Origin of the sequence: Sphingomonas glacialis (assembly GCF_014653575.1) — a bacterium.
GTDB lineage: Bacteria > Pseudomonadota > Alphaproteobacteria > Sphingomonadales > Sphingomonadaceae > Sphingomonas > Sphingomonas glacialis.
Genome location: NZ_BNAQ01000014.1, coordinates 1 through 23890, shown reverse-complemented (window position 1 = coordinate 23890; position 23890 = coordinate 1). Strand labels below are relative to the sequence as shown.

The following is a 23890-nucleotide window of genomic DNA, read 5'->3' as shown; positions in this document are numbered from 1 at the left end:
AAAAGCTTCAATCGTGCAAGTAACAGAGTGATTGGGATAGCCCCCCAGCTCGCCCGACCCTGGCAATTCAACGCATGCAAGCGCGGGCGAGACGATGTGCGAAAAGGTACGCTAATCCTGTGGCCTGTATGGAAGACCTTCACCGACCCTGTACTATTGGGAGCACGTCATGTGGGTGTTCGGTAAACCCGACATGGACAGCTTCATGGCGTGGGCGCCCCAGATGACGCTGGACGGCGTCGTCGAGCGAATTACCGTGCCCTATCTCGTCACGCACGGCGCGGGCGACCGACAAATTCCGGTGGAGGCGGCGCATCGGAGCTATGAGCAGGCGGTCAACAGCGCGCGCCGCGAGCTGCGGATATTTACCGCGGAGGATGGCGGGGTGGAGCATGTCAGCGCGGACAACATGGCCCCTGCGAAGGACTACATTGCCGACTGGGTCGCCGACGAGTTCGCCCGTCAAGATGGAACGCCGGTAAGCGCGTCTCGGCAAGCGGGCTACATCCGCAAGCTGTTCGCGTTGGTCGAGGCCAACTTATATAGAGGTGCTTCCGAGAATCTGAACATCGGGGAACGTCGGGCTTTCCCAAAGGGAACGGCGATCGAGACAGCTAGCGAGCCGGAGGCACGAGCTCGTACCCAAGCCAAGCTATTCCCTCAATCTGTTCCTAATTTGTTCACGATTATGGCAAAAGGCGCCCCTGCGTCGAGACAACCACTGAAACGCTGTACAACATGTTGATCCGGAACAAGCTTGGCTCGAGCGAGTTCGAGATCGATGGTCCGATTGCTATTTCCGAAGCGGCTGACCCAGTGGTTCGGGCCGCTAATACTCGCAGGAATCGCGGCGTTGCTGGTCGCGGTAACGGTCATCGTGAGCGGGATCGTTGATCTTTCCGCTGCGAAGCCCCATCCCGATGGCTGGGCTCGGCTGCTTCATTACACCTTCTCGCGATCGACCGCCTTCCATGCCGGACCAACGCCGCCCGCCGATCTCGACAGCCCGATCCGCGTCGCGGCGGGCGCCAGCTATTACGGCCAGGTCTGCGCGCGCTGCCACGGCGGTCCCGGATTCGGTCAGAATCCGGTCGTGCTGTCGATGCATCCGCGGCCGCAATATTTGAAGACGGACCTGCCGACTGCCGGATATTCGGCGCCCGAGCTGTTCCGCATCGTCAAGGCGGGCGTAAAGTATAGCGCGATGCCATCCTGGCCGGCCGATCGGCGCGACGACGAGATCTGGCATCTCGTCGCGTTCCTGCGCGCGATGCCGAAGATGTCGCCGCAGAGCTTCCAGCAGTTGGCGCTGGTATCGCACGGCCAGGGCGCGGGTGTAGCGCCGTTCGGCGCACCACCCAAACTCACGCCCTATGCGCTGCGCAACGACGACGAACCGCCAGCCGCTAGTTTCAATTACCGCACGCCCGTTTTCGGCTTTTCCGGTTACGCGCAGGACGGCGACGCGCTCGCTACCTGCTCGCGCTGCCACGGCGCGGATGGTGCCGGCGGTGGAGCCTTCCCCAATCTGACGCTGCAAACCCGCGACTATATCGCCAGCACGCTTGCCGCCTATGCCGCCGGCCGACGCCGCAGCGGCTTCATGCAGATGGTGGCATCAGAGCTTTCGCCGACGCAAATCTCCGCGCTGGCCGATCATTATGTGACGCTGCCGCGGCGCTCGACCGAGACGCACGTCGGACCCGTATCGGCAGAAGGGCAGCAGATCGCAATCAAGGGCCTCAGTTCGGCCGGTCTCGCGTCGTGCGCGTCGTGCCACGGCATCACCCGCGCGGCAGATCGGGCGTATCCGATCCTCGAAGGTCAGTCGCGCTGGTATCTGGCCAATCAGCTGCGCGTGTTCCGAAACGGCGGCCGCGGTAGCATCGTCGGTGATAAGCACCCGGATCCGATGGTCAAGATCGCGAAGCGGCTTACCGACAAGCAGATCGATGCCGTCGCCGCTTATTATGCTGCTCAGCCCCCGGCAGCGGTGCAAAGTCTGGTGCCGGAGAAGACCGTGCGATGATCTTAGCACCGGAGCAGACATGTGGCCGCGGTCGTCCGCTCTTGGGCGGACCACGCGGATGGCCCGGGTCCTAACGCCAGTATGACACCGTCGCGAAAATGCTAAGTTCCGCGACAACCGCTCCAGCGCTCTGTTTTCCTCGTGGGCTTCTGTCGCAAAAGTTTGTTGCACAACACTTCTTTTGTGATACAGTTTTGCGACATGCTGATTGGCTACGCCCGTGTGTCCACTGATGACCAAGATCTCCGGCTGCAACGCGCCGCATTGAAGGAGGCCGGATGCAAGCGGACGTTCGAAGAGAAAATCTCGGGCGCGAAGCGTGACAGGCCCGAACTAGCCAAGATGATCGACCAGCTGCGCGACGACGACACGGTAATAGTGACGCGGCTTGATCGACTAGCACGCTCCACCCGCGACCTGCTCGACATTGCCGAAAAGCTGATGGAGGCCGGCGCCGGCTTGCGCTCGCTGGCTGAGCCTTGGGCGGATACGACCTCGCCTGCTGGCCGCATGGTACTGACCGTGTTTGCCGGCATCGCCGAGTTTGAGCGCGAGTTGATTCACCAGCGAACCAGCAGCGGACGAGTGGCGGCAAAGGCGAGGGGGGTCCGGTTCGGCCGCCCGCCTAAACTCACTTCCGATCAGATCACGTTAGGCGAGCGGTTGGTGAGCGAAGGCACATCGGTGCGCGAAGCCGCCAAGCTGCTGAAGTGTCACCATGCTACGCTGTACCGGGCGCTGACCGTCGCGACGTTGACAGTGTGATGCAGGACGCTCTGCGAACCCATGCGCGGAAAGGGGAGGCCTGATGCCGATCCGCCCCGAGCATGTGTTCCTATACCCGATCGACTGGCCGCAACTTTCACACCATGTGCGCTTCGTGAGGGCAAAAGGCTGTTGCGAGCATTGCGGGCGTCCTCATGGCGAGAGGGTATTTCATCTGCGGGATGGGCGATGGTGGGACCGGAACCGGCATTGCTGGCGCAACGGCCAGGGCCGGCGCGTGCGACGCCCAACCGAGGACATCCTAACGCACGGCGCTTGGACGCCTGTGGTGCTAGCCTGCGCTCACCTCAATCATAATCCCAGCGACAGCGCGCTGCACCAGTTAGCGGCCCTCTGCCAACGCTGCCACATGCTTCATGATGGCCCGGAGCATCGACGCCGGCGCTGGATGAACGCACACTATCGGCGCGCGCTGGGCGACCTGTTCTACGGTCCTTATCCGGTTCTCGGGGCCGACTGGATCACGCCCACTCCGATCAGCATGCTTAATGGTGGGTCGCCGCCCTCCACCTGGTTTTGGTGAAGAATGACCATCGTAGCTGCCTTAAAGAGCTCTGAAAAAGGGGCGCCCTTATTGCTTTGTTGCGCCGTCACCCATATTTCCGGGTCGAACCCGCCAAGCCTTGCCCGTAAGGGTATGCACTTTGCGGGTCTTTTTTTGTCCTGCTGATTAGATCGGATGTTACGCCTCCTCACTAAACCCGCAACGGCAATCGCGCAGCAGATTGAACATTCCTAAGCCGAAGCATGGCGATCGCAGAATCCTCGAAAAAGGCAACGTTATGGCGAACGGTAGGTGTGTATTAGTGAGCGGCGCGGAAAGCGGGATTGGCGCGGCTTGCGCGATCGCGTTCGGAGCGCTCGGCGACAAGGTGGTGGTGCTGTTCCACGATGCCCATAACGATGGAGGCGATACCGTCGCAAAGGTGAAAGCGGCGGGCGGCGACGCGATCGCGGTCCAATGCAACGTCGGCGACGAGGCATCGGTCGAGGCGGCATTCGCGGCCGCCGAGCAGGCATTCGGGCTCGTTACCGTTCTGGTCAACTCTGCCGGCATCAACATGGCAGGCGTTCCAGTGCGGCAAATGACGATGCCGCAGTGGCAGCGCATGCTCGATACCGACCTGACCGGCGCGTTCCTGACATCGCGCCGTTTCGTGCGTGACCGGCCCGCAAATAGCCCCGGTGCAATCATTCACATATCGTCGATCCATGCCTATGCGGTCCGGGCTGGCGGAGCCGATTATTGCGCCGCCAAGGGCGGCTTGACCAATTTGATCGAAACGCTTGCGATTGAGGAGGCGCCGAATGGCATCCGCGTGAACGCCATCGAACCGGGCATGATCCTGACCCCGATGAACGAGCGCGCCAGCGCCGATCCGGTCTATCGCAAGACCCTGGAACAGAACATCCCAATGAACCGGGCGGGCAGACCCGAGGAGGTGGGCGATCTCGCCGTGTTTCTTGCCTCCGACAAGGCCACCTACATCACCGGCGCTAGGATCGTGATCGATGGCGGCCTATCGCTGATGCAAGCGATTGGCGCATGATCGGGGACAAGCCCGCGACGCCTACGTCGCCCGCCGCCGCCACCAACCAGACCGAAATCGCGCCCGGCGTACCGGTCATCCGGTCGCGGCTGCGCGCCGACAGCGTCACCGGCGACCGAAAGGTGCTGGTCTATCCGTCATCCGGCTCAGTCGATTTCAACGTTCAAGAACTGCAGGACATTCAGCTAATGGGTCCGCCGCTGCTGATGGCGCGCGATTTGATGAGCCCATATGTCTGGCTGGAGCCGGACGGCCGGTTCGGCATCATGGTGCGCGCGGTGACGCGGCCCGGCGAGCCGATGACCGACACCGGCATTATCTGGGCCGGCTGGAGCAATGACGGCGTAAACTTTGCGATGCTCGACCAGGCCTCTATTTTGCCCGGTAGTACGGGCGAGAAGGATTCGGGCGGTGTGGAAGACCCCACCGTGGTAAAGATGGAGGACGGGAGCTACGTCGTCTATTACACCGGTGTCGAGGCCGACATGGCGCATGGCGAGATGTTCTATGCCGCCGGGCCGAGTGTCGACAGATTGGTGAAAGCGGGCGTGGCGCTTGCCTCCACAAAGTCGCTGGGCAACACCAAGGAGGCCACGGTCGATCGCGAGAAGGATGGGCGATGGAGCCTGTTTTACGAATATGCGGCCGACGAGGCGAGCCGCGTAGGCTTGGCGATCGGCCCCAAGGTGAATGGGCCGTGGGACGAGCAGCCAACGCCGTTCATGCCGCGGGAGGACGGGTGGGACAACTGGCACCTGTCGACAGGTCCGATGTTGCTCGACGACCCTGAGATGCCGGTGATGTTTTACAACGGCGCGACGCACGATGCACGCTGGCGGATCGGCTGGGTGGCGTTCGACCGCAAACTCACCCGCGTAGTCGACCGCTGCATCGAACCGCTGATCACCCCGCCGCCGGTCCCCGACCGGACGGCGAGCGACATCGCTTTCGCCGCCTCCGTCATCAGTCGCAACGGCGAGGTCTGGCTATACTATTCTCTAGAGGACAGGCGTCTGTCGCGAGCACGCCTGAAGCGAAGCTGAAGGCCGAGATGCCAAGCCGCTTCAGCCTACGAGGTGAACCCGCCCCGGGTCTGCCGAAGCTGCGCCAGGGTCCGTGCCGGTGGATCACCTCGGCAAATGGCCGCTAGCGGCAACGGTAGCCGTTATCGCGGTTCTGCTGGCGGTCATGATTCTGATCGAGGGTCTTGCCCAGCAACGCACCGCCACCTGCGCCAAGCAGCGTTCCAAGCGTCCCGCCCCCAAGCACGTTGCCAATCAGACCTCCCCCTACGCCCCCGAGGACAAGCCCAGTGGTCCCGTTGCTGCGCTTGCAATAATAGCGCCCGTCGCTGCCGCGATACACACGGTCGTTTGTGGACAAGCGACGCTCGCGGTAGCGACCGTCCTGATAGCTATTCGACGGGTCCCAATTACCGTCGCGCTCGCCATGCCAGCGACCGTCTCCATTCCCTTGATCGCGATTGCCTTGGTCATAGCGACCTTGATCGCGTCGGTCGTAACCGCGTTGATCGCGACCTTGCTGCTGATCTTGCTCCGCTCGTTGGTCATCACGACCATAACTTTGCGCCCCTGCGCCTACGGAGAGACCGGAAATGGCCATCAGGCCTGCGGTTATAAACGATATTCTGTTCATCGGTCTCTCCTTGGCACGCGATGCGAGCAACTTGGAAAATGCTTGTTGGCAACGGGCAGTTCCGAAACATACAGTTCGGCTGTCGCGAGGATAATGGCGCGTGGCTCGCCCGACAGATCGAGCGAGCCACATTCGTTCAGATACGGGAAGTTTCGTTGCCGTACAGGCTGCGTTCGCGCTGAACCTGTTCGGAGGTGTAAGCCGGCGCGTTTTCGTCGAAGCTGCTCCATCCGCTATTGCGGTAAGCTTGCCCTCGCGTCGTTGCATCGACCGACTTGTTCCGTTGAAGCACAGTCTCTGCCTCGCTGACGAGATCGTCAGGTACCTTCGCACTGACGAGCGAACCGCCGCGGCGAACACCTTCCGAATAGACGTGCGCCTCCTCATCCGTGTGGCCGGCGTTCTTGAGCGCGCCGACGATGCTCCCTGTGGCAGCGCCCCCTGCGGCACCAATGCCAGCACCTGCGGCGGTCGCAGCCAACCAGCCGGCCGCCACGATCGGCCCAAGTCCAGGAATGGCAAGCAAACCCAGACCCGCGAGCAGTCCACCCGCGCCGCCCAATAACGCACCGGTGCTGGTGCCGCGACCAACGTCGCCGTGATCGTTCACGTTGTCATGATCCCCGTCGACATGCTCACCGTGGGTCTTGTCAGCATTGTTCGCAACGATGCTGAGATCATTGTGGGAGATGCCGAGGCCTTCCAGCTCACGCACCGCGTTGGTGGCATCTGCATAATTGTCAAACAGGCGGGTAATGGTCTTGGACATGGGAGTTCTCCGATGAAAGGGATCAGTGAGCGGTGATGTTGCCCTTATAGTCGAGCATGACCGACAATTGCTTGCCGCCCTTCATGGCCGTTCCCTGCCACAAGCCATTGGCCTTGGTGAGCTTAGACAGGCTGGAATAGCCGGCCTTAGCGAACCGGCCGCGTGCCTGGTTCTCGGTAAAGGAATTGGCGCCTTTTGCAGGCGCTGCGATTGTTTTGGGCGAACCGTCCTTCACCACCGGATTATGCGATCCGTTCTGGGCCGACTGGGCGTTCACGCCCGTTGCGAGCAGACCCGCGGCAGCGACCGTGATAATGAAACGTTGCATGGACACTCTCCTGTTATCGAGACGCTGAAACGATCGAACTGGAAAGTTGGGTGCAAGCCGTTTTTCTAGCGCTTGGCCTGTCGAGAAGAGTCGGGACGGGACCGATCCATTCGTGGCGATACTGACTGCGAAAGCTCGACAATACAGAATTACAGAAGTGCCCGGTCGGCGCTGATTATGGGGCCCTGAAACTTGGTTTTGTTTCAGACACAATGATGTAGCGCGGATAGTCCCGCCACCACTCGTTTGCGCATCAGCGCACGCTCGTATTGTGCCAATGCGCCGAACAGCGAGAACAGCAACTCGCCGTGCGGAGTGGTCGTATCCATCTGCTCGGTCAGCGACCGGAACGCGATGCCGCGCGCCTTCAGGTCGGTGACGATCGTCAGCAGGTGGGGCAGCGAGCGTCCGAGCCGGTCGAGCTTCCACACGACCAGCGTATCGCCCGCGTTCAGATAGTCGAGACAAGCTTTCAGCCCCGGCCGATCGTCGCGCGCGCCGGATGCCTTGTCGGTATGGAGATTCCGATGATCGACGCCGACTGCGACTAGCGCGTCGCACTGGAGATCAACCGTTTGGCGATTGTCAGCTGACGATACTCGCATATATCCGACAAGCATGTACGACAAACCCCCGAAAGCAAGTTTCCGAACGCTCTATCAAAGCGACAGGGTTTATCGATCGTTATGGGCCGAGGCGCGTGTGGTTCGGCGAAGGCACCGGTCTGGGGTGTCGGCTATCATGTGTTTTGCGTCATCCTAGATCGTCATTTCTCCATAATCTTGATCCTCGGGGGAAGTCTAATTCCCGAGCCGGAACGGAGGACGCGCCCGAACGCTCTTGGCTCGGAACATCACAAGGAATCTCATGGCCAGCCCGACCCGCGATGAACGTCATGCGCTTCTTCAATCCAAACGCGCTTTGAAAATGGCCCGTTCGACCCACGCCTATGTGCGAGGCAACACAGCAAAATTCTACGAATGGCTGGCAGACTCGCCAGCGGCGAAGCGGGTGCCGCGTGGACCGGCGATCTGGATCTGTGGCGATTGCCACCTCGGCAACTTAGGTCCGATTGATGATGGCAACGGCCGCATCGAGGTGCAGATCCGCGACCTCGACCAGGCGGTGATAGGCAATCCTGCGCACGACCTCATCCGGCTCGGGCTTTCGTTGGCAACAGCCGCTCGGGGTTCCGATCTCCCCGGCGTCACGACTGCGCGAATGATAGAAGCGATGATGGACGGCTATGCCAAGGCGATGGCCGATCCCACCAGCGGAGACGTCGGCTCGGAACCAGACGTGGTACGCAGCGTGAAGCGCCGCGCGCTGGGCCGCAAATGGAAGCATCTCGCTAAGGAGCGTTTGGACAGCCTCGATCCAGTCATTCCGCTCGGCAACAAGTTTTGGGCCTTGGAGGAGGATGAACGCGCCACCCTCGGCAAAATGCTCGGCGCCTCCAACGTCGCGAACCTGCTCTTGTCGCTCGATCACAAAGACCGGAACCGGAGCGTCAGGATGGTCGATGCCGCTTATTGGATGAAGGGATGCAGCTCTCTTGGTTTGCTGCGCTTTGCCGCACTGATTGGCCTGAAAAACGCGACAGGCCGATCAGACTATGGCCTGCTCGATCTTAAGGAAGCTATCGATCCGATCGCCCCGGCATTGCCTGGAGCGATCATGCCAGCCGACCCGGCGGAGAGGGTGGTGGCGGCAGCACGCGCCTTGTCTCCGCACCTGGGCGAACGCATGATTGCGACTAAGGCATTTGGTCGGTCGCTGTTCATTCGCGAGTTGTCGCCGCAGGATTTGAAGCTGGAGGTCAATCAATTCAGCAATGGCCAGGCGGTCACCGCCTCACATTATCTAGCCTTTGTCGTCGGCAAGGCACACGCCCGTCAAATGGATGACACGACGCGGCGTAACTGGGCTGAAATTCTGGATGCCGACCGCCGCGGCGCCATCGACGCGCCTACCTGGCTGTGGGAAAGCATCGTGTCTTTAGCGGGCAGTCACGAGGCCGGCTATCTTGACCATTGTCGGCGCTATGCCCTCGCCTGATGTCTCTGTCTGATAGATCAAAGAGGACCCGTCCATCACGGACGGGTCCTCCAGGTATCAGAAGCTTGCCGTCGAGGTCGGCACATGCTCGTTAGCGTACCGTAACGGTTGGCGGCTCGGTTGGAGCTGCCAAGTGGAGATAGAGCGCGGCCCAGAACAGGCGCGCCGTCCGGAATCAAGAGATGGCCTGAAGCCCGCCTTTTCTCACAACGGAAAGAAGACGCAGGGCAGGACCGCCTGGCCGCTTCGCCCCACGCTCCCACTCAGAAACCAGATTCTTCGAGACGTTAAGATAGCGAGCGAACACTGGCTGCGACACGGCCTCCTGCTCCCGGATCGCTTTAATCTCGGCTGGGGAGAGGGCAGGGGCCGGCGCAAGGCATAGCGCATCAAACTCGCGCATGGTCCGCTTGTCGATCAATCCGACCTCATGCAAATCCTCTGCCGTCTCATGCACAGCGGCCGTGATCTCACTCCGGTAGGTTTCGGTCTGCATCTTCGCCATCACACATTACCTCCTCGAACTTGTCCGCTGCGATCAATAGGTCCAGCTCCGCGTCCGCAAATCCCAGAACCTGCTTCGCCAACGCTTTCAAAGCACGCTCATCGTCATCGTCGATATTGTCTCGCGCACTCTTGGCGAAACCGAAAATGAAAACCGCCCGTGTCGCCGTCCGAAAGGCAAGGACCGTTCGATAACCACCGGACTTGCCCGCACCGTGCCGTGCGACCCGTTGCTTCATCAAGCCGCCGCCAAGATCGGCGTCGATCAGCCCTGTTTCAATACGGGCAACCGCCTCGCACAATGCCGCATCGCTGATGTTCTCCTTGCGAGCAAACTTCCGAAACCAAGCGTTCTTGAATACGCGCACGGACCCGGTCGCTCCCTCACTTACCGACTTTGTATCATACAAGGTTTGACACTTCAACCGGATGACCTAGATCAGCACTCGCTCCACCTCGTCCAGCGTCACATCGTCGGATCGGCGATCGTAGAGCTGGGTGGTGCGGGTCGAGGCATGGTTCGCCATTGTCGCAGCCCGCTCCAACGTCCCGCCGTTTTTTAGATAGGCGGTGATCCCGGTAGCGCGGAACGAGTGGTTGCCGATCGCTGTCGCGATCTCGGCCGCGACGGCTCGTCGGCGCACCATCTGGAACGCGCTGGCCTGGGGCAGGGGACTTTCGCTTAATCGCTTGGTCCCACGCCTGATCGTGCGGAACAGCGGCCCCCTGGCTTGGTCACGCAGTTCACACCCGTCGATATAGGCGGTCAGATACTCCTCCAGATTGTGATGGCAGGGCATCTCATGGCGCTTGCCACCCTTCTCATGCAGCCGCACCCACAGGCGGCGGTTCTGCACGAACACGTCCTCCACGCGCATCGCCAGCGCCGCGCCGATCCGCGCGAACGAATAGACCATCAACCCGATCAGCGCCCGATCGCGAAGCCCAGCCGACGTCGTCACATCGATCGCATCGAGCAATCGCCGCGCTTCATCGGGTGCAAGGACGGGGGTCTTGCCGCGCCGGACGCTATGCGCCGGCCCGCGCACCGACGCAGCCGGGTTCACCGGCACGACTTGGCCCGTCACTAGCCAGTCGAACAGGTGACGCACGCCAGCAAGCCGCTGCTTGACGGTCGGCGCCGAAACTTCTTTCCCGAGCTGCTCGACCCAGGCAGCGACATGCAGCGGCTGCACCCCTGCGATCGACGTAACGCCGCGTGCGTCACACCAGCCTAGAAACTCACCGGCTGCCCGCGCATAGGCGCGGCGGGTATGCGGATTGCGGATCGTAACTGCAAAAAACTCCAGGAAGCGGCGTTGGCTGCGTTCGTCTGCCGATGCCACCAGCGCGGGCAGCACCAGGGCCGGCGTTGCCAATGCAATAGCCTGCGTCATGACGTGACAGCCGGGGCGGGGCGCTCATAAAGCGTGACGACGCCGGGTTTGTTGGCCAACGCTGCCCCCCAGTGCTCAAACGGCGCGACTGCCGGCAACCCGACCGGCAATATCGCCGTCAGCTCTGTCCAGATCCTTTCGGTCTCGGCTACCGTGAACAGCCTGCTCGTATCGCCGTCATCGACCTCCAGCGCGAGCACGAACATTTCGCCGTCCCCGGTCGCTGCTAGACCCGCGACCACGCAGCTGATCGCCACCCAGGATATCGAGCGCTCGCAACCCGAGACTGCGAGTACCACGCCGGCTTGGGATACAGCTTTGACAGCGTTGCGTGCGTCCAGGCTAGGCGACATGCGGTATTCTAGAACAGCCGCACGCCGCGGATCGTGGCGTCGCCCACCAGGACCTTGGCAGTGCCAGGTCCAACAATTGTGTTCACGCGGCCGAGTGCGGTTTCAATCGCATCGCCGGGGAAGGTAATCTCGACGACATGCGAATTAGGGACGGGCAGGCCATCGGCGTCGATGACGACCGGTCGGGGGACGAGCTTGACGCGGTAGGACATAGGAAATGCTAACCCGGTTTATACATCTGATAAAGGACATTATCATATGTAGCGGAGTATGTGAATCCTGTTGGGCCGAAGGCCAAGCCCAAAGGTTGGGTCGGTGGGACAAAAACACGGCCGGCCCGATCGGGCCGACCTCCTCATGCTGAACGTGGGTTCTGTACCGCTCGAAGCCGCGGAAGTGCGTGGATCGCGGGGCAGCGGCTCATCCGACCGGTTGTGGCACGTAGCAACATTATAGTTGAATGGGCCTGCGGTTCGATCACCCTATCGAACTTCAGGCGGCGCGGAGTGAAAGCAGACCGGCGCTGCTCTTCCTCTAAGCGCGGGATGGGCAGCTGATCTGCGGAACGCTTATCGCAAGTAGGACACGATTGCCTCAGAACGCGCCATGTAGCCGGAACGCAAGAACGTGGGCAGGTCCTCGATCCCGGTTGTAACCTGGGTTCGCGATGAATTGATAATCGGCGCTGATGCTGACGATCTTGCTCGCAACAAAGCTATAGTAGGCTTCGGTAATCAGCTCCGCGCCCGGATTGGGGAGCCGCCCGTCACCGACGAGCACGCCAAGCCCGCCCGCGTTCAGGTAGCGCCGATGCGCCCCCGCGATACCGTTGACTACCTCAGCAATCCCGATCGTATCGGAAGCTCGACCCCAACTGATGCCCTTAATAGCAGCGCCCAGCTGCGCGGTGCGGTCGATATCGGTGAAGTCATAAGGCTCGATCGATCCGTCCGCGAGCCCGGCACGGGCGAATACGCCCACTGCCTTGCTCATCGCCTGCTCAACATTAACGCTGATCCCCGCGCGGCTTCGCCGCTCGCGAGTGAGCGCGGGATCGACCGGCTGGCCGGTCGCGCGCGCCAGTGTCACGGCGTCGTCGAACCTGCTAAACCGGCCGCGGTTACGGAACACCGTCACTCGGATCGCGCCGGGGTTGCCATTGATGGTATATCGATGCTCGATCTCACCATCGAGTTGAAACTGCCCGAACCCGCTTTCCAGCGTCTCGCCGTTGGGCACCTTGGACAGGTTGAACGCGCCTACCCGGACAGTCCAGGGACCGCGATACCATTCGGCGGCAACACCGGTTGAATAGCCCCAGGCGTCGGCCGCGTAGTCGAAGCTGCCCGCGTCCACCATCGACCAGTTGAGAAAATCGACGCGCGCGTCATGCGCATAGCTGTTGGTGTCGAACACGTCACCCACGCCGAACTTGCCGATCGTCAACACAGCGCGATTTAGGTCGCGCGCTCCGGCAAGCTGGTTGAATGATCCCGCGACGGCCTCACTGCCTCCGCCAAGCCCAATCGTCTGGCGAAAAAACAGCCGCTGCAATCGAACATACGGCGCGCGCTTGCCGACCTTATATGCTTCCGCGCTCGGAAAGCCGGCTACGCCCAAGGTGTTCGACAGCCCGAACCCTTGATCGACCTCCGGGTTGATCCACGCCTCTCCGCCGCGCCAGGGGCGCACACCAGCGTAGAGCGTTGCATCGAAGGTTTCCTTGGCCTGGTTGGGCGTTAGGCTGTTGCCCCCCTGGTAGGGGGACGCGAAGCCCGGCGTACCCTGCACGACAAAGGTCGCTTGCCCGCGGACGGCGAAGCGCTCCTCCGCCACGGGCGCCTTCTCAGCAACAGACGCAGGCGCTTCCTGAGCAACCGCCGGGGGAGTGTCTTTGATTACCTGTGCGTATACCGGGGCTGATGCCGCCATCGCGAACAAGGCCGCGCTTGCGCTGAGTGCCGCGCGAAGATGATCGGTCATGTCGGTTCCCACTAGCCAACGCTTGAAGGTTTATATACTGACCTGGGGTATACCTCCAGCGTTAAAGGGCCGGTATGAGTCACGTCGAAAAGGAAAAGGCGAAACTGCTCAACCGGCTGAAGCGCATCCGCGGCCAGATCGACGCGATCGAGCGCGCGGTCAGCGCCGACAACGAGTGTGCGCGGGTGCTGCAACAAGCGACTGCATGTCGCGGCGCGCTCAACGGTTTCATCGCTGAAGTCATTGAGGACCATATTCACGAGCATCTCGTGGATCCTAACGCGCCGGACGCCGACCCGCGCAAGCAAGCAGCCGACGAGCTGGTGGCGATCGTCCATTCTTACCTGACCTAATCCTCAGTATGGTGACCTACTCGGATAGGGTGCGAACTCGCTCGATCGGCAGAGCGGACTCTCTCCAGCTCCTTTGTTTCCTCTCTTCGGATCATCGCCTATGCATGTAACCGTGAACGAAGGGCCGCCCGGCGCGGCGCTCGACGCAGCGCACGTCGGTGATATCGAGGGCGCATTCGGCACCATCCGCCTAGGCGACGAAGCTCCTCGCTCGGGGCTGAAAGCCCGTCTCATGACGCTACTGGCTGTCGTGGGTCCAGGACTTATCGTGATGACCGGCGACAACGATGCGGGTGCTTTCAGCACCTATGCGCAAGCGGGCCAGAATTACGGCACCAGTCTTCTTTGGGTGCTGCTGCTGCTGGTGCCGGTACTCTACATAAATCAGGAAATGGTCCTGCGGCTCGGGGTGGTCGCAGGCGTCGGTCATGCTCGCCTGATCCTAGAGCGCTTCGGAAAGTTTTGGGGCGCGTTCAGCGTCATTGACCTGTTCATCCTCAATGCGCTCACGATCGTAACGGAGTTCATTGGCATCAGCCTTGGGCTCGATTATCTCGGTCTACCCAAGATTGCCGGGGTGCTCATCGCCGCCGTGATTGTCATTGCCGCGGCAAGCACCGGCTCATTCAGGCGATTCGAGCGGGTCTGCATGACGCTGATCGTGGGATCACTCCTACTCATTCCAATCCTCATCATGGTCCATCCGACCTTCGGCCAGATTGGCCGTGGTCTCCTCGTTCCGGGCATACCGGCTGGCTCAAATCTCTCCACAGCCGTGCTTTTGATCATCGGCATCGTGGGCACCACTGTTGCGCCTTGGCAGCTGTTTTTCCAGCAATCCTACCTGATCGACAAACGCATCACGCCGCGCTTCATGAACTACGAACGCGTGGATTTGTGGATTGGCATCGTTATCGTCCTGATCGGTGCAACGGCGATCATCGCCTTCACGGCAGCGACGTTCGCCGGCCATAGCGAGTTCGGCAAATTCACCGACGCTGGCGGTGTGGCCATTGGGCTTGAACGACACGTCGGGAAAGCTGCTGGTATCCTGTTTGCGGTCGCCCTGATCGACGCTTCGATCATCGGTGCCGCAGCCGTCGGGCTGTCGACCTCCTACGCCTTGGGCGACGTGCTGGGGTTGAAGCATTCGCTTCACCGCAAGATTTCCGATGCGAAGGGGTTCTACGCGGCTTTCGTAGGTATCTTGATCGGTTCTGCCGTCATCGTGCTGATTCCGGGCAGCCCGCTTGGCCTACTGACCACGGGCGTGCAGGTGCTGGCGGGCGTGCTTCTACCCTCCGCAACCGTGTTCCTGCTCCTCCTGTGCAACGACGAGGAAGTCCTCGGCCCCTGGGTCAACACGAGGGGCATGAACATCTTTACGACGGCAATCATTGCCGTCCTGGTGATCCTGTCGCTGGTGCTGACGGCGGGAGTTCTGTATCCCGATCTCAGCGCGGCGGTGATCCTATACATCCTCATCGGAGGAGCTTTGCTGACGCTGTTGGTCGGTGCCGGCATTCTCGGGTACCAGCAGTTTCATCCTCGCGCCCTCAAGGTCAAGGCCATCGATAGAACGGAACGCCTATCATGGCGGATGCCGCCGCTTGCCTTGCTAGCAGCCCCGAAGCTGCCGCTCGGTAGCCGGATCGGGCTTACGGTCCTGCGGAGCTATCTGCTGATCGCGATGATCATGGTCATTTTCCGCATCTACCAACTCGCCGTTGGACACTGATCGCCGATCGCTTAACATCGTCAATGGCGACCCGTCTCGACGGCGTTGCTGAAAAGAGGAACTTCACAGGTGAGTGACAGTCCGGACCCGTCAGGAGCGAACGAAGCGCTTTCTCTATCGTCCTTGCTCAAGCACGCCGTGATCGATGGCGCGGGACAGACACTCGGCAAGTTATCGGATGTCGTAATCAGACCCCGCGATCATGATTATCCGCTCCTGTTGGGGTTAGTCATCGGCCTGGGTGGCGGTGGCTATTTTGTCCCCATGAGCGATGTGGTTAGCATCGACCCGCAATCAGTCCGTCTGCGCACAGCCAAGGTGGATTTGAGGCCATTCGAGCTGCGAGACGGCGAACTGCTGTTGAAAGCGAATATTCTTGGGCATCGTCTCATCGACGTTGCTCGCAGTGCTTTTGTCAAAGCCTATGACGTTAGGCTTGCATTGGCACCGGACGGATGGAGGGTCACAGGGCTCGACGTTCACAAAGGCCGCTGGTTTCACTTGGGCCGACATGACGAGCATCCCGCACGGGATTGGCATTCGTTCCTGCTGCTCATGGGCGATCAGCGCGCGTCGGGATTACGCTCCGCTGCGAACCGCATCACACGGCTAAAACCAGCGCAGATCGCCGATATTATTGAGCGGGCATCCTCACGTGAGGAAAACATCCTGCTCGCCCATGTGCATGAGGACCCGGAACTCGAAGCCGATGTGTTCGAGGAACTCGCCGACGATAAGCAAGCCAAGCTGCTTCATGCGCGAAGCAACGAGGATGTGGCGGCACTGCTCTCCCGGATGCGGGCCGATGACGCCGCGGACGCGGTCATGGACATCTCACAAGAGCGCCGAAAGCCTGTGCTTGACCTTCTGCCCGATGGACAGAGAACCAAGGTTCTTACCCTTCTGGGATACCATGAAGCGACTGCCGGCGGGCTCATGGGCCCCGATTTTCTCGCGCTTTCCGAAGACAAAACAATCGGGGACGCCCTTCAAGCGGTTCGATTGGCTTCGACGCATCAGCCTGAGGCACTGGTGATGATCCACAGTCTCCGTAGTGACGGAACGCTGACAGGCACGCTCACCCTCGTTCGTGCTCTGCAGTTGCCCCCGGAAACTCTGCTCCGCGACGCGGCAGACCGCAATTTGGTAATGGCCTCCCCCGGTGACGACATCATTACGGTCACTACCCGGATGGCTGATTTCAATCTGCTCAGCCTACCAGTTGTCGACGCCGAAAAGAGAATGCTCGGCATCGTCACCGTCGATGACGCGCTTGAAGCCGCCATCCCGCGAGACTGGTTGCGACGGCGGTCATAAAGAGCTGGTGGAATGTTAAATTTTCAAACAGGTAAGTCGGAAGCACATCCCGGATGAGACGGTATCGTCGAAGCGGCTTTCTTTCGCCTCGTTCATCACTACTCTCAAGAAGGAGACGTCGCACGATAGAAGCTAATAGAAGGTTTGCTTTTGATCTCGTCTTCTGCGGAATTGTTTTATTTGTACTTGCGTTGTCTTCTTCTCGTAGTATCGGCCATTAACCTGTATCACGATTTAGACTAGGCGCCACGATGCCGGCGAACGACTCGGGCGACGCCGCTCGCATCAGGCGCTGCCCGCCTTCCCACATCGGCATGGCGAGCGTGCGCGCCGCCATCCGCTCCGGCCAATGCCAGCTCTCTGGCATGGCGAGCGCGATCGGGCCGGCGAGGATCGCCCAAAGCGACATGCCTACGGCGAGGCAGGCGAGCCCGACCTGCCACAGCCGGCGCCGCTGCTCGGCCGCCATGACATGCGATTCCAACTGGTGGCGGAGCTTAGTCGCTACCTCGTCGATTCCCGATTCCCTGCTTCGCGACGAGGAACAGGCGGTGATCCTCCCGCCTCGCGTCGAAGCTGGCGGCGCCGATCTGCCGACTGGTCTCCTCGAGCGTGAGCGACAAGGCCGGGCTCTTTACCAGTGCATCGACCCGCTGCGCGGTCGCGGAGAGGTTCTGCGAAATGACGCCCAGCGTCTCGGAATAGTCCGGCGCATGGCTGCTCTCTGCACTCTCGGCCGCCAGCCGCTCGACGGCCCGGCGCATCAACGACACCTCGGCGCGAAGGCTCTCGAACGCCCGTGCCGCCTCGTCCTCGGTGTCGCCGTCCACATATGCAGTGACCCCTATTCTCCCAAATCCGGCCGATCCGCTTAGGGTGTCATTTCGCCCTCAGGCGGAACCGACCCCATAAAGGCTGCGGAGCGCTGAAAACTCCGCTAGCCGCCTGCAATGCTCGGTCAGAGGGCGATATTTTTAGATAATCGTCGAAACGGGGCTTTGACTCACAAGACGGTAACTCGATTTTCGGGCCCTTTGGACCAGACCGGCTGCGTGTCTTAGGCAAGAATGTTCACGGCTCTGGCTGCAACCAAAGCAATTGTCAAAAGTGATATGACCGATTCCGCCATCATCAAGAGCTTGGTTCGTCCTGTCATCGGCATCGTATCGGTTGGAGAAAACGCAGTGGCATTGGTGAACGACACATACAGATAGTCGGCGAACCCCGGCGACCACCCTTTGCACTGGTCCAGGGTCATCTGGGGAAAAAGGAAGTCGTCTACCTCGCTTTCCGTCAGCCCGCGTGCAGCCGGCCCTCCCCGGTCGATACTCCAGAACCATAACGCGAAGGCGATGACGTTCGTGGTCCAGATATTGATTGCATCGAGAAGGAGGGTCTGGCCGCTCGTTCCGGAGTGGCCGCCCAGTAGCGCCTTCACTAGCATCATGAGCGCGGCGAGGTTCATTATCGATACAAGGGCAGTGAGCGTCACCGCCAATTTCCTGATGCCTCGCCGCCATCGAGCGACGCGGTGCCAATGGTGATCCGCTGTCGCTTCGCGCGCTTGGCCCTGCGTCCATGCGGTCGCCATCGACAAGGGGGCAAGCAGCGAAAACTCGAGCGCGGGGCCGAACCACTGTGGACCAAGGGTGAGCTTATTGATGATCAGGAGCTGCAAGGCACAGACCACGACAACGGAACTCCGCGCCAACCAGAAATCCAGCGCGTGCGTATGGATCGCCTTTAGCTTGGCGCTCATAGTTCAGCCGAGCCCGGGTATTGCGACGCCGAACTTTGTAAGGAGCGCGATGACGATGCCAGCTATGGCCAGCCCACACGCCCCGAACAGGATCGGCTTGGACTTCGCAACAAGCGCGATCGATAGCAAAACGATAGCCATCTGGAGCGCTGTCTCTCCCAATTCGTAACCCTCGCCCGCCGACCTTGCGACCTCGCCTGCTCGGCGCAGTCGATCACCTTCTATTTGAAGTTGACCAATCCCGTGTCGCGCTGAGTCCGGCGCTCTTAGACGGTGTGCCTCGTGCGTGAAGCTGACCCGGTCTGGCTGACTAATTGTGCCCGCCGCTGCGGTTTTATAGACCGTCTCTCGGACAATCTTTGCTTGCATGTAAGCAAAGGTATCGGACGCCTCGATGCCGTTCAAGAGGCTGGTCCGTGCCGCACCCGCAGCGGCCATGTGCACGATGGCCAGACATACAGCGAGGATGCCGATGAGGATCGATACCCTTTCTCGGAGCTGGCGCTCCGCCGAGCGCTCCGCGCTTTCCTGTGTCTCTCGTTCTGATTCCGCTCGCTCCACCGCCTCGTCAATAAGATCTCTGGCTTCATCTGCTTCCATCAAATTTTCCGTTCACACTGGTCGGGCATCGAGGTCGGTGGTTTTCCGTTCAAGTCAGACTTTAATATGCGGAAGATCGGTTAATAGACAGCCGCTGCTGACGCCAAAGCTATAATCCTGCGCAACAAACTGCTCCAATGCGACTTTTCAAAATCTCGACCGGCTTTGACACGTGTAAACAGGCATTCAATGCGAACGGATATGCCTAAATCGGTAGCTGCCTTTCGCAGCTCGCATAGCTTTTATGATCGCCTTGTTGGTCCCTTCGAGATCGAAGCGCTCCGGCTCGAACTTACGCCCTGCCCACCGGCGCACCGCCTTATGCTCCTCGTGACCAGTATCCAGCCATGCTTCCAGAAAGTCGGCATAGCCAGAGTACCCACCTACATCCTCGGGCGGACCCGCCCGCACACCTCCGGCACATCGAGGATAGCTGACGTTCGGCTCGCGCAGCCGACGACGTAACACGATCTGGTGATGCCAATCGTCGCCATAATCATACACGTACAGAACATGGAGACTGGCATCCTCGCCGTAGGGGAAGGAGAGGTCCTGCATTCGCACCTCGCTGGCCTCAAAGGTGCGGGCCCCATATGCGTCGCCATCGTCGAACTCGGGTGCGCCGATCGTCAGTCCGCAGACATCGAAGCGGTGCAAGTGGCTATCGGTCCAGCCGAATGCTGCCTGCAAAACCTCGTGGAATTGCGCGAAGTTGAGTTTGGCGGGCAGCTCAAGGGTGCGCTCGATCCGAGGCTGGATCCCGACAATGTGGATATCCGCGGTGACGATGAAGCTTTCGGGGTCGAAGGGATCGAGCATGGCCCAAAACATGCCCGAGCCTACTCTACACGACAATAGGCAGGACACTCATACTCGTTGGGTTACTCGCGGAACGACGGCCGTAAGATATTCCAATCTGCGAGATTATAAGAAAAATAGACCTTTTTACCTCAGTCTGCCGAAACCCGGCTGGTAGCAAACCTGCCGAGGCTGTTGACAAAGTCGGCGTCGAAGTAGATCGAGACACGATCATGCGCAGTTGGCTTCGCATGTAGAAGATCGCGTCAGTCGATGGCAGCCGCTTATTCCAAAGCTACAATCCTGCGCAACAAACTGCGCCAGCCCGACTTTTTCAACAGTCTCTGCCGATTGTGACACCGTATTGGGGATACAGGACACTATCATATGTAAGGCGGGTTGGAAATTTTTGACTGAAGCGGGAGGCAGGTTTGGGATGCGACACGGCTCGATCGACACCGCTCAGCCGCGATCGGGGCGTCATCTAACAATCGACGGAAAGTGTTTTTGGGGATAGGGCCACGCTTAGCGTATGGAATCTTGGAACCGATCCAACCGGCAGCTCTACCATCGGTTCCCGGCAAGCGAGCGAGTGTCCGTCAATCAAAGCGGGGAAGGAACCCCTTCGTAGCTCGGTGAACGAGTTGTCCGTCACGCACTGCCAAGAGGCTGCGCATCTGCGCCGGACGATCCAAGCTCATCGACATTGTTCGCGATTTCTCGCCAGCGCGTTACACCCGCCACATTACCAACCCGGGCGAGCATCGCGATCCGCTCGGCAATGTAAACAGGCGCCCTCTCGCCCAACGTCCGGTGGAGGATTAGCGCTTCCGCCCATGCCTCGTCCTTTGTCATGTCAGATACGAATGTAGGATGTCGATCAGCTCCTCGAAGGCTCGGGCGTGCGGATCGGTCTTTGGGAGCGACCGGTCAACCAGATGCTCGCGGATGTAACCCCGATCACCTCGGCGATAAACCCGTCAAGCGCACCGCGGCAGCGGTTGCCAAGGTTGTACGACACCGGTTGGTACGTTGAGCGGGCTCTGCCAAACGGTCAAGCGCGCTAGAATGAGATTTGCGACAGCTGAGCAGCGGCCGAGACAGGATCGTGCGACGAACGTTTTGGGTTTTCGCGGGTTTGGACAATGCCCGACAACAATCGGGTAACCAGGCTTGCCGGAAACATCGGCGGTCGAAAAACGTAGGAGACTAGAAATGGCGACTACTAAGCACGCATCCAGCGAGCATCATCATAACGCCGCTGCACATCATGATGCTGCAGCGCATCATCATCGCCAAGCCGCGCATCATCACGAGACCGGCAAGCATGACGAAGCCAAGACGCATGCGGGCACAGCCAAAGAGCACAGCACGCAGGCGCATACCCACACGTCGACGGCTCATGAGCATTCGAACAAGTAAGGCGTAGCTGAACGGGAATGCCGCCAAATTGGCGGCATTCCCGTTTTTGCAGTCCGCGGTTCGGATCTATAGCCACGCCAAGCCATTTCACTGTACTATGCTCCACCATCTGGCGGCACTGGATCAGCACTGTTACATGTTCCACGATAGCCTAGAGCATTGATGCAGACGTATCAGTTAAGGCATTTTAAAGTGGTTGCACCGCGAGCGGATGGTTGCATCTTAATATTAATACCCCGCCCGCTTGGGCGGGGTCGTCTCTTCGGCGTCATATTGCCCGCCGACTGTTCCCGCCAAGCTGATCCAGCTACGCGGCGGCGCTGGACGCCTCGCGCCTGCCCTCAATTTCGGCGGACGCGATTTTTTTGTGAATCATGACCGCCGGCCTAATCGCGTCGGCGGGCGCTTCTCCGCGTTGCCTTTAGGTACACTCGATTGCCTTTAGCTGTTCAAACGTCCAGAGAGCGTGCGCGTCTTTATAGGCAATCGCTTTAAGCTCGTTTACAAAAGGCTTTGCGATTGCCTCTCGCCCATTCGCGCTGATCGCGATTGCGAGAAATGGCAGCCCGAGGGACGGCGGCCGGTAAACAACGAATTTGAGCATATGCCTCCAGACTTGCGCTAAGGATATAGGAAGCTGGGCCCGGGTGCGACACCCGTTCTGCCAAAAATTCACATTGAGAGGCCACCACGGGATTACGCGAGCTTCGCGCGGGTGATTGTAGCGTCAATCCAAAACTTTGGTTTTCGCATCACGAACGACCGGCTTTTGCTGTTATCTCGATGAAACCGCTATGCAATCGGCACACCTTTCCAGTTCCGGCGTTCCCGGAGTTTGTCCTTGCACGTTTTGGCAAAAGCGGCCGGCATCAGGGTCCTCGATCAGATCCGGAGATGCGCCCTGCCACGCGCCACCCGGCTCTTGAAGGTACCTTCTGGGATAACGAGCTGGCATGCGGCGTCCTCGATCAACACGCCCTTTCCCGCAAGCAGAACCGCATCTCTGCGGTGTGGAATGAGCTTGCCGAGCATCCGATGCCGGGGACGGGTGAGAGGATGTTCGGAATCGTACGCTAAGCCTGAGCCTTTGCGGCGCATAGATTAAGTGACGGGTTGCATGACATGGATCGCTCAAGATCGAACAGGACCAGCGATTGTCACGCAGACCCTCGTTTGCGGAGCGTCCCGTTTCTCCATGTCCAACGGGCAATTTCGGGAAAACTCATTCGGGAACAGGTTTCGGGAAAGGCGGTTGGCCGCGACGTAGGCGATCGGTCCAAACTGCCCGGCTGTCTCGATGAACCTTCCCTTTTGGGAAGGCCGTTGGAAGTCATGAAGCCCCGCGTGGTTCCTGCTTGAGCTGGTCGCCACGGACCTTGCTCTGGAACTCAAATACCCAGCCGCGATATTCTGCGGGCAGCTTGCTGACCTCATCGAGTGTTTTCAGCTCGGCACCGGTCAGCGCCACCTTGGTGGCGGCGATGTTGTCGTCGAGTTGCTCCGGCTTCTTGGCGCCGATGATGACGCTGGTGACAGCCTTCTGGTGGAGCAGCCAAGCGAGGGCGATCTGGGCGACCGACACGCCCTTGGCATCCGCGATCAGCTTCATCGCGTCGATGACGTCATAGCCGCGTTCCTCATTGACCGGTGGAAAATCGAAGGTGGCGCGGCGGTTGTCGCCATCCTTGGCACCGTCGCGGCCATACTTGCCCGACAGAAAGCCGCCCGCCAGCGGACTCCACACCATCAGGCCGATGCCTTCGGATTCCATCATCGGCACCAGTTCACGCTCCAAATCGCGTCCGGCGATCGTGTAATGCGCCTGAAGCGACGCGAAGCGGCTCAAATTGAACTGGTTTGAAATGCCGACTGCCTTTGCGATCTGCCAGGCGGCCCAATTGGAGACGCCGATATAGCGGACCTTGCCCTGTTGCACGACCGTTTCGAGCGCCCGCAGCGTCTCCTCCATCGGCGTGATCTGGTCGAAGCCGTGGATCTGGTAAAGATCGATATGATCGACCTGGAGGCGCTTGAGGCTCCCCTCAAGCGCGTAGAGCATATGCGAGCGGGACGTGCCGCGCGCATTCGGGCCGTCGCCCGTAGGCCCGAAAAATTTGGTGGCGACGATCACGTCTTCGCGTGCGATCCCGACGTTGCGCAACGCCTGGCCCGTGATCTGTTCGGAAAGACCTTTCGAATATACATCGGAGGTATCGATGAAGTTGATGCCGGCATCGATCGCGGTCTTGACCAGGCCGTCAGCGTCTTTCTGCTGCAGACCGCCCATGCTGCTGTAGATGCCGCTCCCGCCGCCGAAGGTCATGGTGCCGAGGCAGAGTTCGGAAACGAACAGGCCGGTGCGGCCGAGGATGTTGTAGCGCATGGGGTTCTCCTGAGGGAAACGAAGCGGGGCTGTGGATCGGCGTGCAAAAAGGACCCCCTTAGCGGGGTGATCGGCGTCCAAAAGGGACCCCTCATTTCGATGGTTTA

At 60.2% G+C, this 23890-nt stretch carries 27 protein-coding genes and 1 pseudogene; 10 read left to right on the top strand and 18 right to left on the bottom strand.

Annotation, left to right across the window (positions count from 1 at the left end; all coding sequences use genetic code 11):
- The first annotated feature begins 169 nt into the window (after positions 1 to 169).
- The 5 genes from IE187_RS20440 (at position 170) to IE187_RS20420 (ending at position 5408) form a co-directional block, all read left to right on the top strand.
- Positions 170 to 745, top strand: a complete 576-nt coding sequence (locus tag IE187_RS20440; RefSeq protein WP_189677846.1) for an alpha/beta hydrolase family protein — start codon at positions 170 to 172, stop codon at positions 743 to 745.
- Positions 746 to 781: 36 nt separating this feature from the next.
- On the top strand, positions 782 to 2029 hold the full coding sequence (locus IE187_RS20435; protein ID WP_189677845.1) for a c-type cytochrome: 1248 nt from the start codon (positions 782 to 784) through the stop codon (positions 2027 to 2029).
- 201 nt (positions 2030 to 2230) lie between these two features.
- On the top strand, positions 2231 to 2794 hold the full coding sequence (locus IE187_RS20430) for a recombinase family protein (RefSeq protein WP_189677857.1): 564 nt from the start codon (positions 2231 to 2233) through the stop codon (positions 2792 to 2794).
- An 803-nt stretch (positions 2795 to 3597) separates the two neighbouring features.
- Positions 3598 to 4365, top strand: coding sequence for an SDR family NAD(P)-dependent oxidoreductase (locus IE187_RS20425; protein WP_189677856.1), 768 nt, complete (start codon positions 3598 to 3600; stop codon positions 4363 to 4365).
- Positions 4362 to 5408 carry a glycoside hydrolase family 130 protein gene (locus IE187_RS20420; protein WP_189677844.1) on the top strand — a complete coding sequence of 349 codons (1047 nt, stop codon included), beginning with the start codon at positions 4362 to 4364 and terminating at the stop codon, positions 5406 to 5408. The genes IE187_RS20425 and IE187_RS20420 overlap by 4 nt, the downstream gene beginning before the upstream one ends.
- 103 nt (positions 5409 to 5511) lie before the next feature.
- Here IE187_RS20420 and IE187_RS20415 read toward each other — a convergent pair whose 3' ends face one another.
- The 4 genes and pseudogenes from IE187_RS20415 to IE187_RS20400 form a co-directional block, all read right to left on the bottom strand.
- Entirely contained in the window at positions 5512 to 6021 is a 510-nt protein-coding gene (locus IE187_RS20415; RefSeq protein ID WP_308435306.1) for a hypothetical protein, read from the bottom strand.
- A gap of 136 nt (positions 6022 to 6157) precedes the next feature.
- Positions 6158 to 6790 carry a hypothetical protein gene (locus IE187_RS20410; RefSeq protein ID WP_189677843.1) on the bottom strand — a complete coding sequence of 211 codons (633 nt, stop codon included), beginning with the start codon at positions 6788 to 6790 and terminating at the stop codon, positions 6158 to 6160.
- 22 nt (positions 6791 to 6812) lie between these two features.
- Positions 6813 to 7118 carry a hypothetical protein gene (locus IE187_RS20405; RefSeq protein WP_189677842.1) on the bottom strand — a complete coding sequence of 102 codons (306 nt, stop codon included), beginning with the start codon at positions 7116 to 7118 and terminating at the stop codon, positions 6813 to 6815.
- Positions 7119 to 7339: 221 nt separating this feature from the next.
- A pseudogene (locus IE187_RS20400) lies at positions 7340 to 7738 on the bottom strand (recombinase family protein); the annotation flags it as partial.
- A 247-nt stretch (positions 7739 to 7985) separates the two neighbouring features.
- Between IE187_RS20400 and IE187_RS20395 the strand changes: the two are divergent.
- Positions 7986 to 9176: a DUF2252 family protein gene (locus IE187_RS20395; protein ID WP_189677841.1), complete on the top strand. Its 1191-nt coding sequence runs from the start codon at positions 7986 to 7988 to the stop codon at positions 9174 to 9176.
- Between the two features lie 175 nt (positions 9177 to 9351).
- Here the strand turns inward: IE187_RS20395 and IE187_RS20390 are convergent, their stop codons facing one another.
- The 6 genes from IE187_RS20390 to IE187_RS20365 all read right to left on the bottom strand — a co-directional run bounded on the left by IE187_RS20390 (position 9352) and on the right by IE187_RS20365 (position 13413).
- Entirely contained in the window at positions 9352 to 9681 is a 330-nt protein-coding gene (locus IE187_RS20390; RefSeq protein ID WP_189677840.1) for a helix-turn-helix domain-containing protein, read from the bottom strand.
- The gene (locus IE187_RS20385) at positions 9647 to 10048 is read right to left on the bottom strand and encodes a type II toxin-antitoxin system RelE/ParE family toxin (RefSeq protein WP_189677839.1); all 402 of its coding nucleotides are present in this window, start codon (positions 10046 to 10048) and stop codon (positions 9647 to 9649) included. Before IE187_RS20385 ends, IE187_RS20390 begins: the two co-directional genes overlap by 35 nt.
- A 66-nt stretch (positions 10049 to 10114) precedes the next feature.
- Positions 10115 to 11077, bottom strand: a complete 963-nt coding sequence (locus IE187_RS20380; RefSeq protein ID WP_189677838.1) for a tyrosine-type recombinase/integrase — start codon at positions 11075 to 11077, stop codon at positions 10115 to 10117.
- Positions 11074 to 11283 (bottom strand): hypothetical protein, encoded by a 210-nt coding sequence (locus tag IE187_RS20375; RefSeq protein WP_189677837.1) that lies wholly within the window; start codon positions 11281 to 11283, stop codon positions 11074 to 11076. The genes IE187_RS20380 and IE187_RS20375 overlap by 4 nt, the downstream gene beginning before the upstream one ends.
- Positions 11284 to 11438: 155 nt before the next feature.
- Positions 11439 to 11642 (bottom strand): hypothetical protein, encoded by a 204-nt coding sequence (locus tag IE187_RS20370; RefSeq protein ID WP_189677836.1) that lies wholly within the window; start codon positions 11640 to 11642, stop codon positions 11439 to 11441.
- A 382-nt stretch (positions 11643 to 12024) separates the two neighbouring features.
- Positions 12025 to 13413 carry a carbohydrate porin gene (locus tag IE187_RS20365; RefSeq protein ID WP_438810943.1) on the bottom strand — a complete coding sequence of 463 codons (1389 nt, stop codon included), beginning with the start codon at positions 13411 to 13413 and terminating at the stop codon, positions 12025 to 12027.
- Positions 13414 to 13487: 74 nt separating this feature from the next.
- On the opposite strand from IE187_RS20365, the gene IE187_RS20360 reads away from it, so the two are divergent.
- The 3 genes from IE187_RS20360 (at position 13488) to IE187_RS20350 (ending at position 16821) form a co-directional block, all read left to right on the top strand.
- A complete protein-coding gene (locus IE187_RS20360; RefSeq protein WP_189677835.1) occupies positions 13488 to 13766 on the top strand; it encodes a metal/formaldehyde-sensitive transcriptional repressor in 279 nt (92 codons plus the stop codon).
- A 112-nt stretch (positions 13767 to 13878) separates the two neighbouring features.
- Positions 13879 to 15504, top strand: coding sequence for an Nramp family divalent metal transporter (locus IE187_RS20355; RefSeq protein WP_229839615.1), 1626 nt, complete (start codon positions 13879 to 13881; stop codon positions 15502 to 15504).
- Between the two features lie 69 nt (positions 15505 to 15573).
- Positions 15574 to 16821, top strand: a complete 1248-nt coding sequence (locus tag IE187_RS20350; protein WP_189677833.1) for a magnesium transporter MgtE N-terminal domain-containing protein — start codon at positions 15574 to 15576, stop codon at positions 16819 to 16821.
- Positions 16822 to 17038: 217 nt separating this feature from the next.
- Here IE187_RS20350 and IE187_RS20345 read toward each other — a convergent pair whose 3' ends face one another.
- From IE187_RS20345 to IE187_RS21845, 6 genes are all read right to left on the bottom strand, one after another.
- Positions 17039 to 17305 carry a hypothetical protein gene (locus IE187_RS20345; protein ID WP_229839614.1) on the bottom strand — a complete coding sequence of 89 codons (267 nt, stop codon included), beginning with the start codon at positions 17303 to 17305 and terminating at the stop codon, positions 17039 to 17041.
- Positions 17306 to 17318: 13 nt separating this feature from the next.
- Positions 17319 to 17651, bottom strand: a complete 333-nt coding sequence (locus tag IE187_RS20340; protein WP_189677831.1) for a hypothetical protein — start codon at positions 17649 to 17651, stop codon at positions 17319 to 17321.
- A 227-nt stretch (positions 17652 to 17878) separates the two neighbouring features.
- A complete protein-coding gene (locus IE187_RS20335) occupies positions 17879 to 18580 on the bottom strand; it encodes a DUF1345 domain-containing protein (RefSeq protein ID WP_189677830.1) in 702 nt (233 codons plus the stop codon).
- Positions 18581 to 18583: 3 nt separating this feature from the next.
- Positions 18584 to 19180 carry a DUF4337 family protein gene (locus IE187_RS20330; RefSeq protein WP_189677829.1) on the bottom strand — a complete coding sequence of 199 codons (597 nt, stop codon included), beginning with the start codon at positions 19178 to 19180 and terminating at the stop codon, positions 18584 to 18586.
- A gap of 186 nt (positions 19181 to 19366) precedes the next feature.
- Positions 19367 to 20011: a plasmid pRiA4b ORF-3 family protein gene (locus tag IE187_RS20325; RefSeq protein ID WP_229839613.1), complete on the bottom strand. Its 645-nt coding sequence runs from the start codon at positions 20009 to 20011 to the stop codon at positions 19367 to 19369.
- Positions 20012 to 20629: 618 nt separating this feature from the next.
- Positions 20630 to 20833: a DUF6961 family protein gene (locus IE187_RS21845; RefSeq protein WP_438810942.1), complete on the bottom strand. Its 204-nt coding sequence runs from the start codon at positions 20831 to 20833 to the stop codon at positions 20630 to 20632.
- A 360-nt stretch (positions 20834 to 21193) separates the two neighbouring features.
- Between IE187_RS21845 and IE187_RS20320 the strand changes: the two genes are divergently transcribed.
- Entirely contained in the window at positions 21194 to 21400 is a 207-nt protein-coding gene (locus IE187_RS20320) for a hypothetical protein (protein ID WP_189677828.1), read from the top strand.
- A gap of 882 nt (positions 21401 to 22282) precedes the next feature.
- On the opposite strand, the gene IE187_RS20315 is transcribed toward IE187_RS20320, so the two are convergent.
- The gene (locus tag IE187_RS20315) at positions 22283 to 22432 is read right to left on the bottom strand and encodes a sigma factor-like helix-turn-helix DNA-binding protein (protein ID WP_229839611.1); all 150 of its coding nucleotides are present in this window, start codon (positions 22430 to 22432) and stop codon (positions 22283 to 22285) included.
- A 298-nt stretch (positions 22433 to 22730) separates the two neighbouring features.
- On the bottom strand, positions 22731 to 23890 hold a 1160-nt coding region (locus IE187_RS20310; protein WP_308435305.1), incomplete at its 5' end, for an aldo/keto reductase.

Bases quoted from the DNA above. Each gene is read 5' to 3' on its own strand.
- IE187_RS20440 (WP_189677846.1), top strand. From the start codon at position 170: ATGTGGGTGTTCGGTAAACCCGACATGGACAGCTTCATGGCGTGGGCG.
- IE187_RS20435 (WP_189677845.1), top strand. From the start codon at position 782: ATGGTCCGATTGCTATTTCCGAAGCGGCTGACCCAGTGGTTCGGGCCG.
- IE187_RS20430 (WP_189677857.1), top strand. From the start codon at position 2,231: ATGCTGATTGGCTACGCCCGTGTGTCCACTGATGACCAAGATCTCCGG.
- IE187_RS20425 (WP_189677856.1), top strand. From the start codon at position 3,598: ATGGCGAACGGTAGGTGTGTATTAGTGAGCGGCGCGGAAAGCGGGATT.
- IE187_RS20420 (WP_189677844.1), top strand. From the start codon at position 4,362: ATGATCGGGGACAAGCCCGCGACGCCTACGTCGCCCGCCGCCGCCACC.
- IE187_RS20415 (WP_308435306.1), bottom strand. From the start codon at position 6,021: ATGAACAGAATATCGTTTATAACCGCAGGCCTGATGGCCATTTCCGGT.
- IE187_RS20410 (WP_189677843.1), bottom strand. From the start codon at position 6,790: ATGTCCAAGACCATTACCCGCCTGTTTGACAATTATGCAGATGCCACC.
- IE187_RS20405 (WP_189677842.1), bottom strand. From the start codon at position 7,118: ATGCAACGTTTCATTATCACGGTCGCTGCCGCGGGTCTGCTCGCAACG.
- IE187_RS20395 (WP_189677841.1), top strand. From the start codon at position 7,986: ATGGCCAGCCCGACCCGCGATGAACGTCATGCGCTTCTTCAATCCAAA.
- IE187_RS20390 (WP_189677840.1), bottom strand. From the start codon at position 9,681: ATGGCGAAGATGCAGACCGAAACCTACCGGAGTGAGATCACGGCCGCT.
- IE187_RS20380 (WP_189677838.1), bottom strand. From the start codon at position 11,077: ATGACGCAGGCTATTGCATTGGCAACGCCGGCCCTGGTGCTGCCCGCG.
- IE187_RS20375 (WP_189677837.1), bottom strand. From the start codon at position 11,283: ATGTTCGTGCTCGCGCTGGAGGTCGATGACGGCGATACGAGCAGGCTG.
- IE187_RS20370 (WP_189677836.1), bottom strand. From the start codon at position 11,642: ATGTCCTACCGCGTCAAGCTCGTCCCCCGACCGGTCGTCATCGACGCC.
- IE187_RS20365 (WP_438810943.1), bottom strand. From the start codon at position 13,413: ATGACCGATCATCTTCGCGCGGCACTCAGCGCAAGCGCGGCCTTGTTC.
- IE187_RS20360 (WP_189677835.1), top strand. From the start codon at position 13,488: ATGAGTCACGTCGAAAAGGAAAAGGCGAAACTGCTCAACCGGCTGAAG.
- IE187_RS20335 (WP_189677830.1), bottom strand. From the start codon at position 18,580: ATGAGCGCCAAGCTAAAGGCGATCCATACGCACGCGCTGGATTTCTGG.
- IE187_RS20330 (WP_189677829.1), bottom strand. From the start codon at position 19,180: ATGGAAGCAGATGAAGCCAGAGATCTTATTGACGAGGCGGTGGAGCGA.
- IE187_RS20325 (WP_229839613.1), bottom strand. From the start codon at position 20,011: ATGTTTTGGGCCATGCTCGATCCCTTCGACCCCGAAAGCTTCATCGTC.
- IE187_RS21845 (WP_438810942.1), bottom strand. From the start codon at position 20,833: ATGACAAAGGACGAGGCATGGGCGGAAGCGCTAATCCTCCACCGGACG.
- IE187_RS20320 (WP_189677828.1), top strand. From the start codon at position 21,194: ATGGCGACTACTAAGCACGCATCCAGCGAGCATCATCATAACGCCGCT.
- IE187_RS20315 (WP_229839611.1), bottom strand. From the start codon at position 22,432: ATGCTCGGCAAGCTCATTCCACACCGCAGAGATGCGGTTCTGCTTGCG.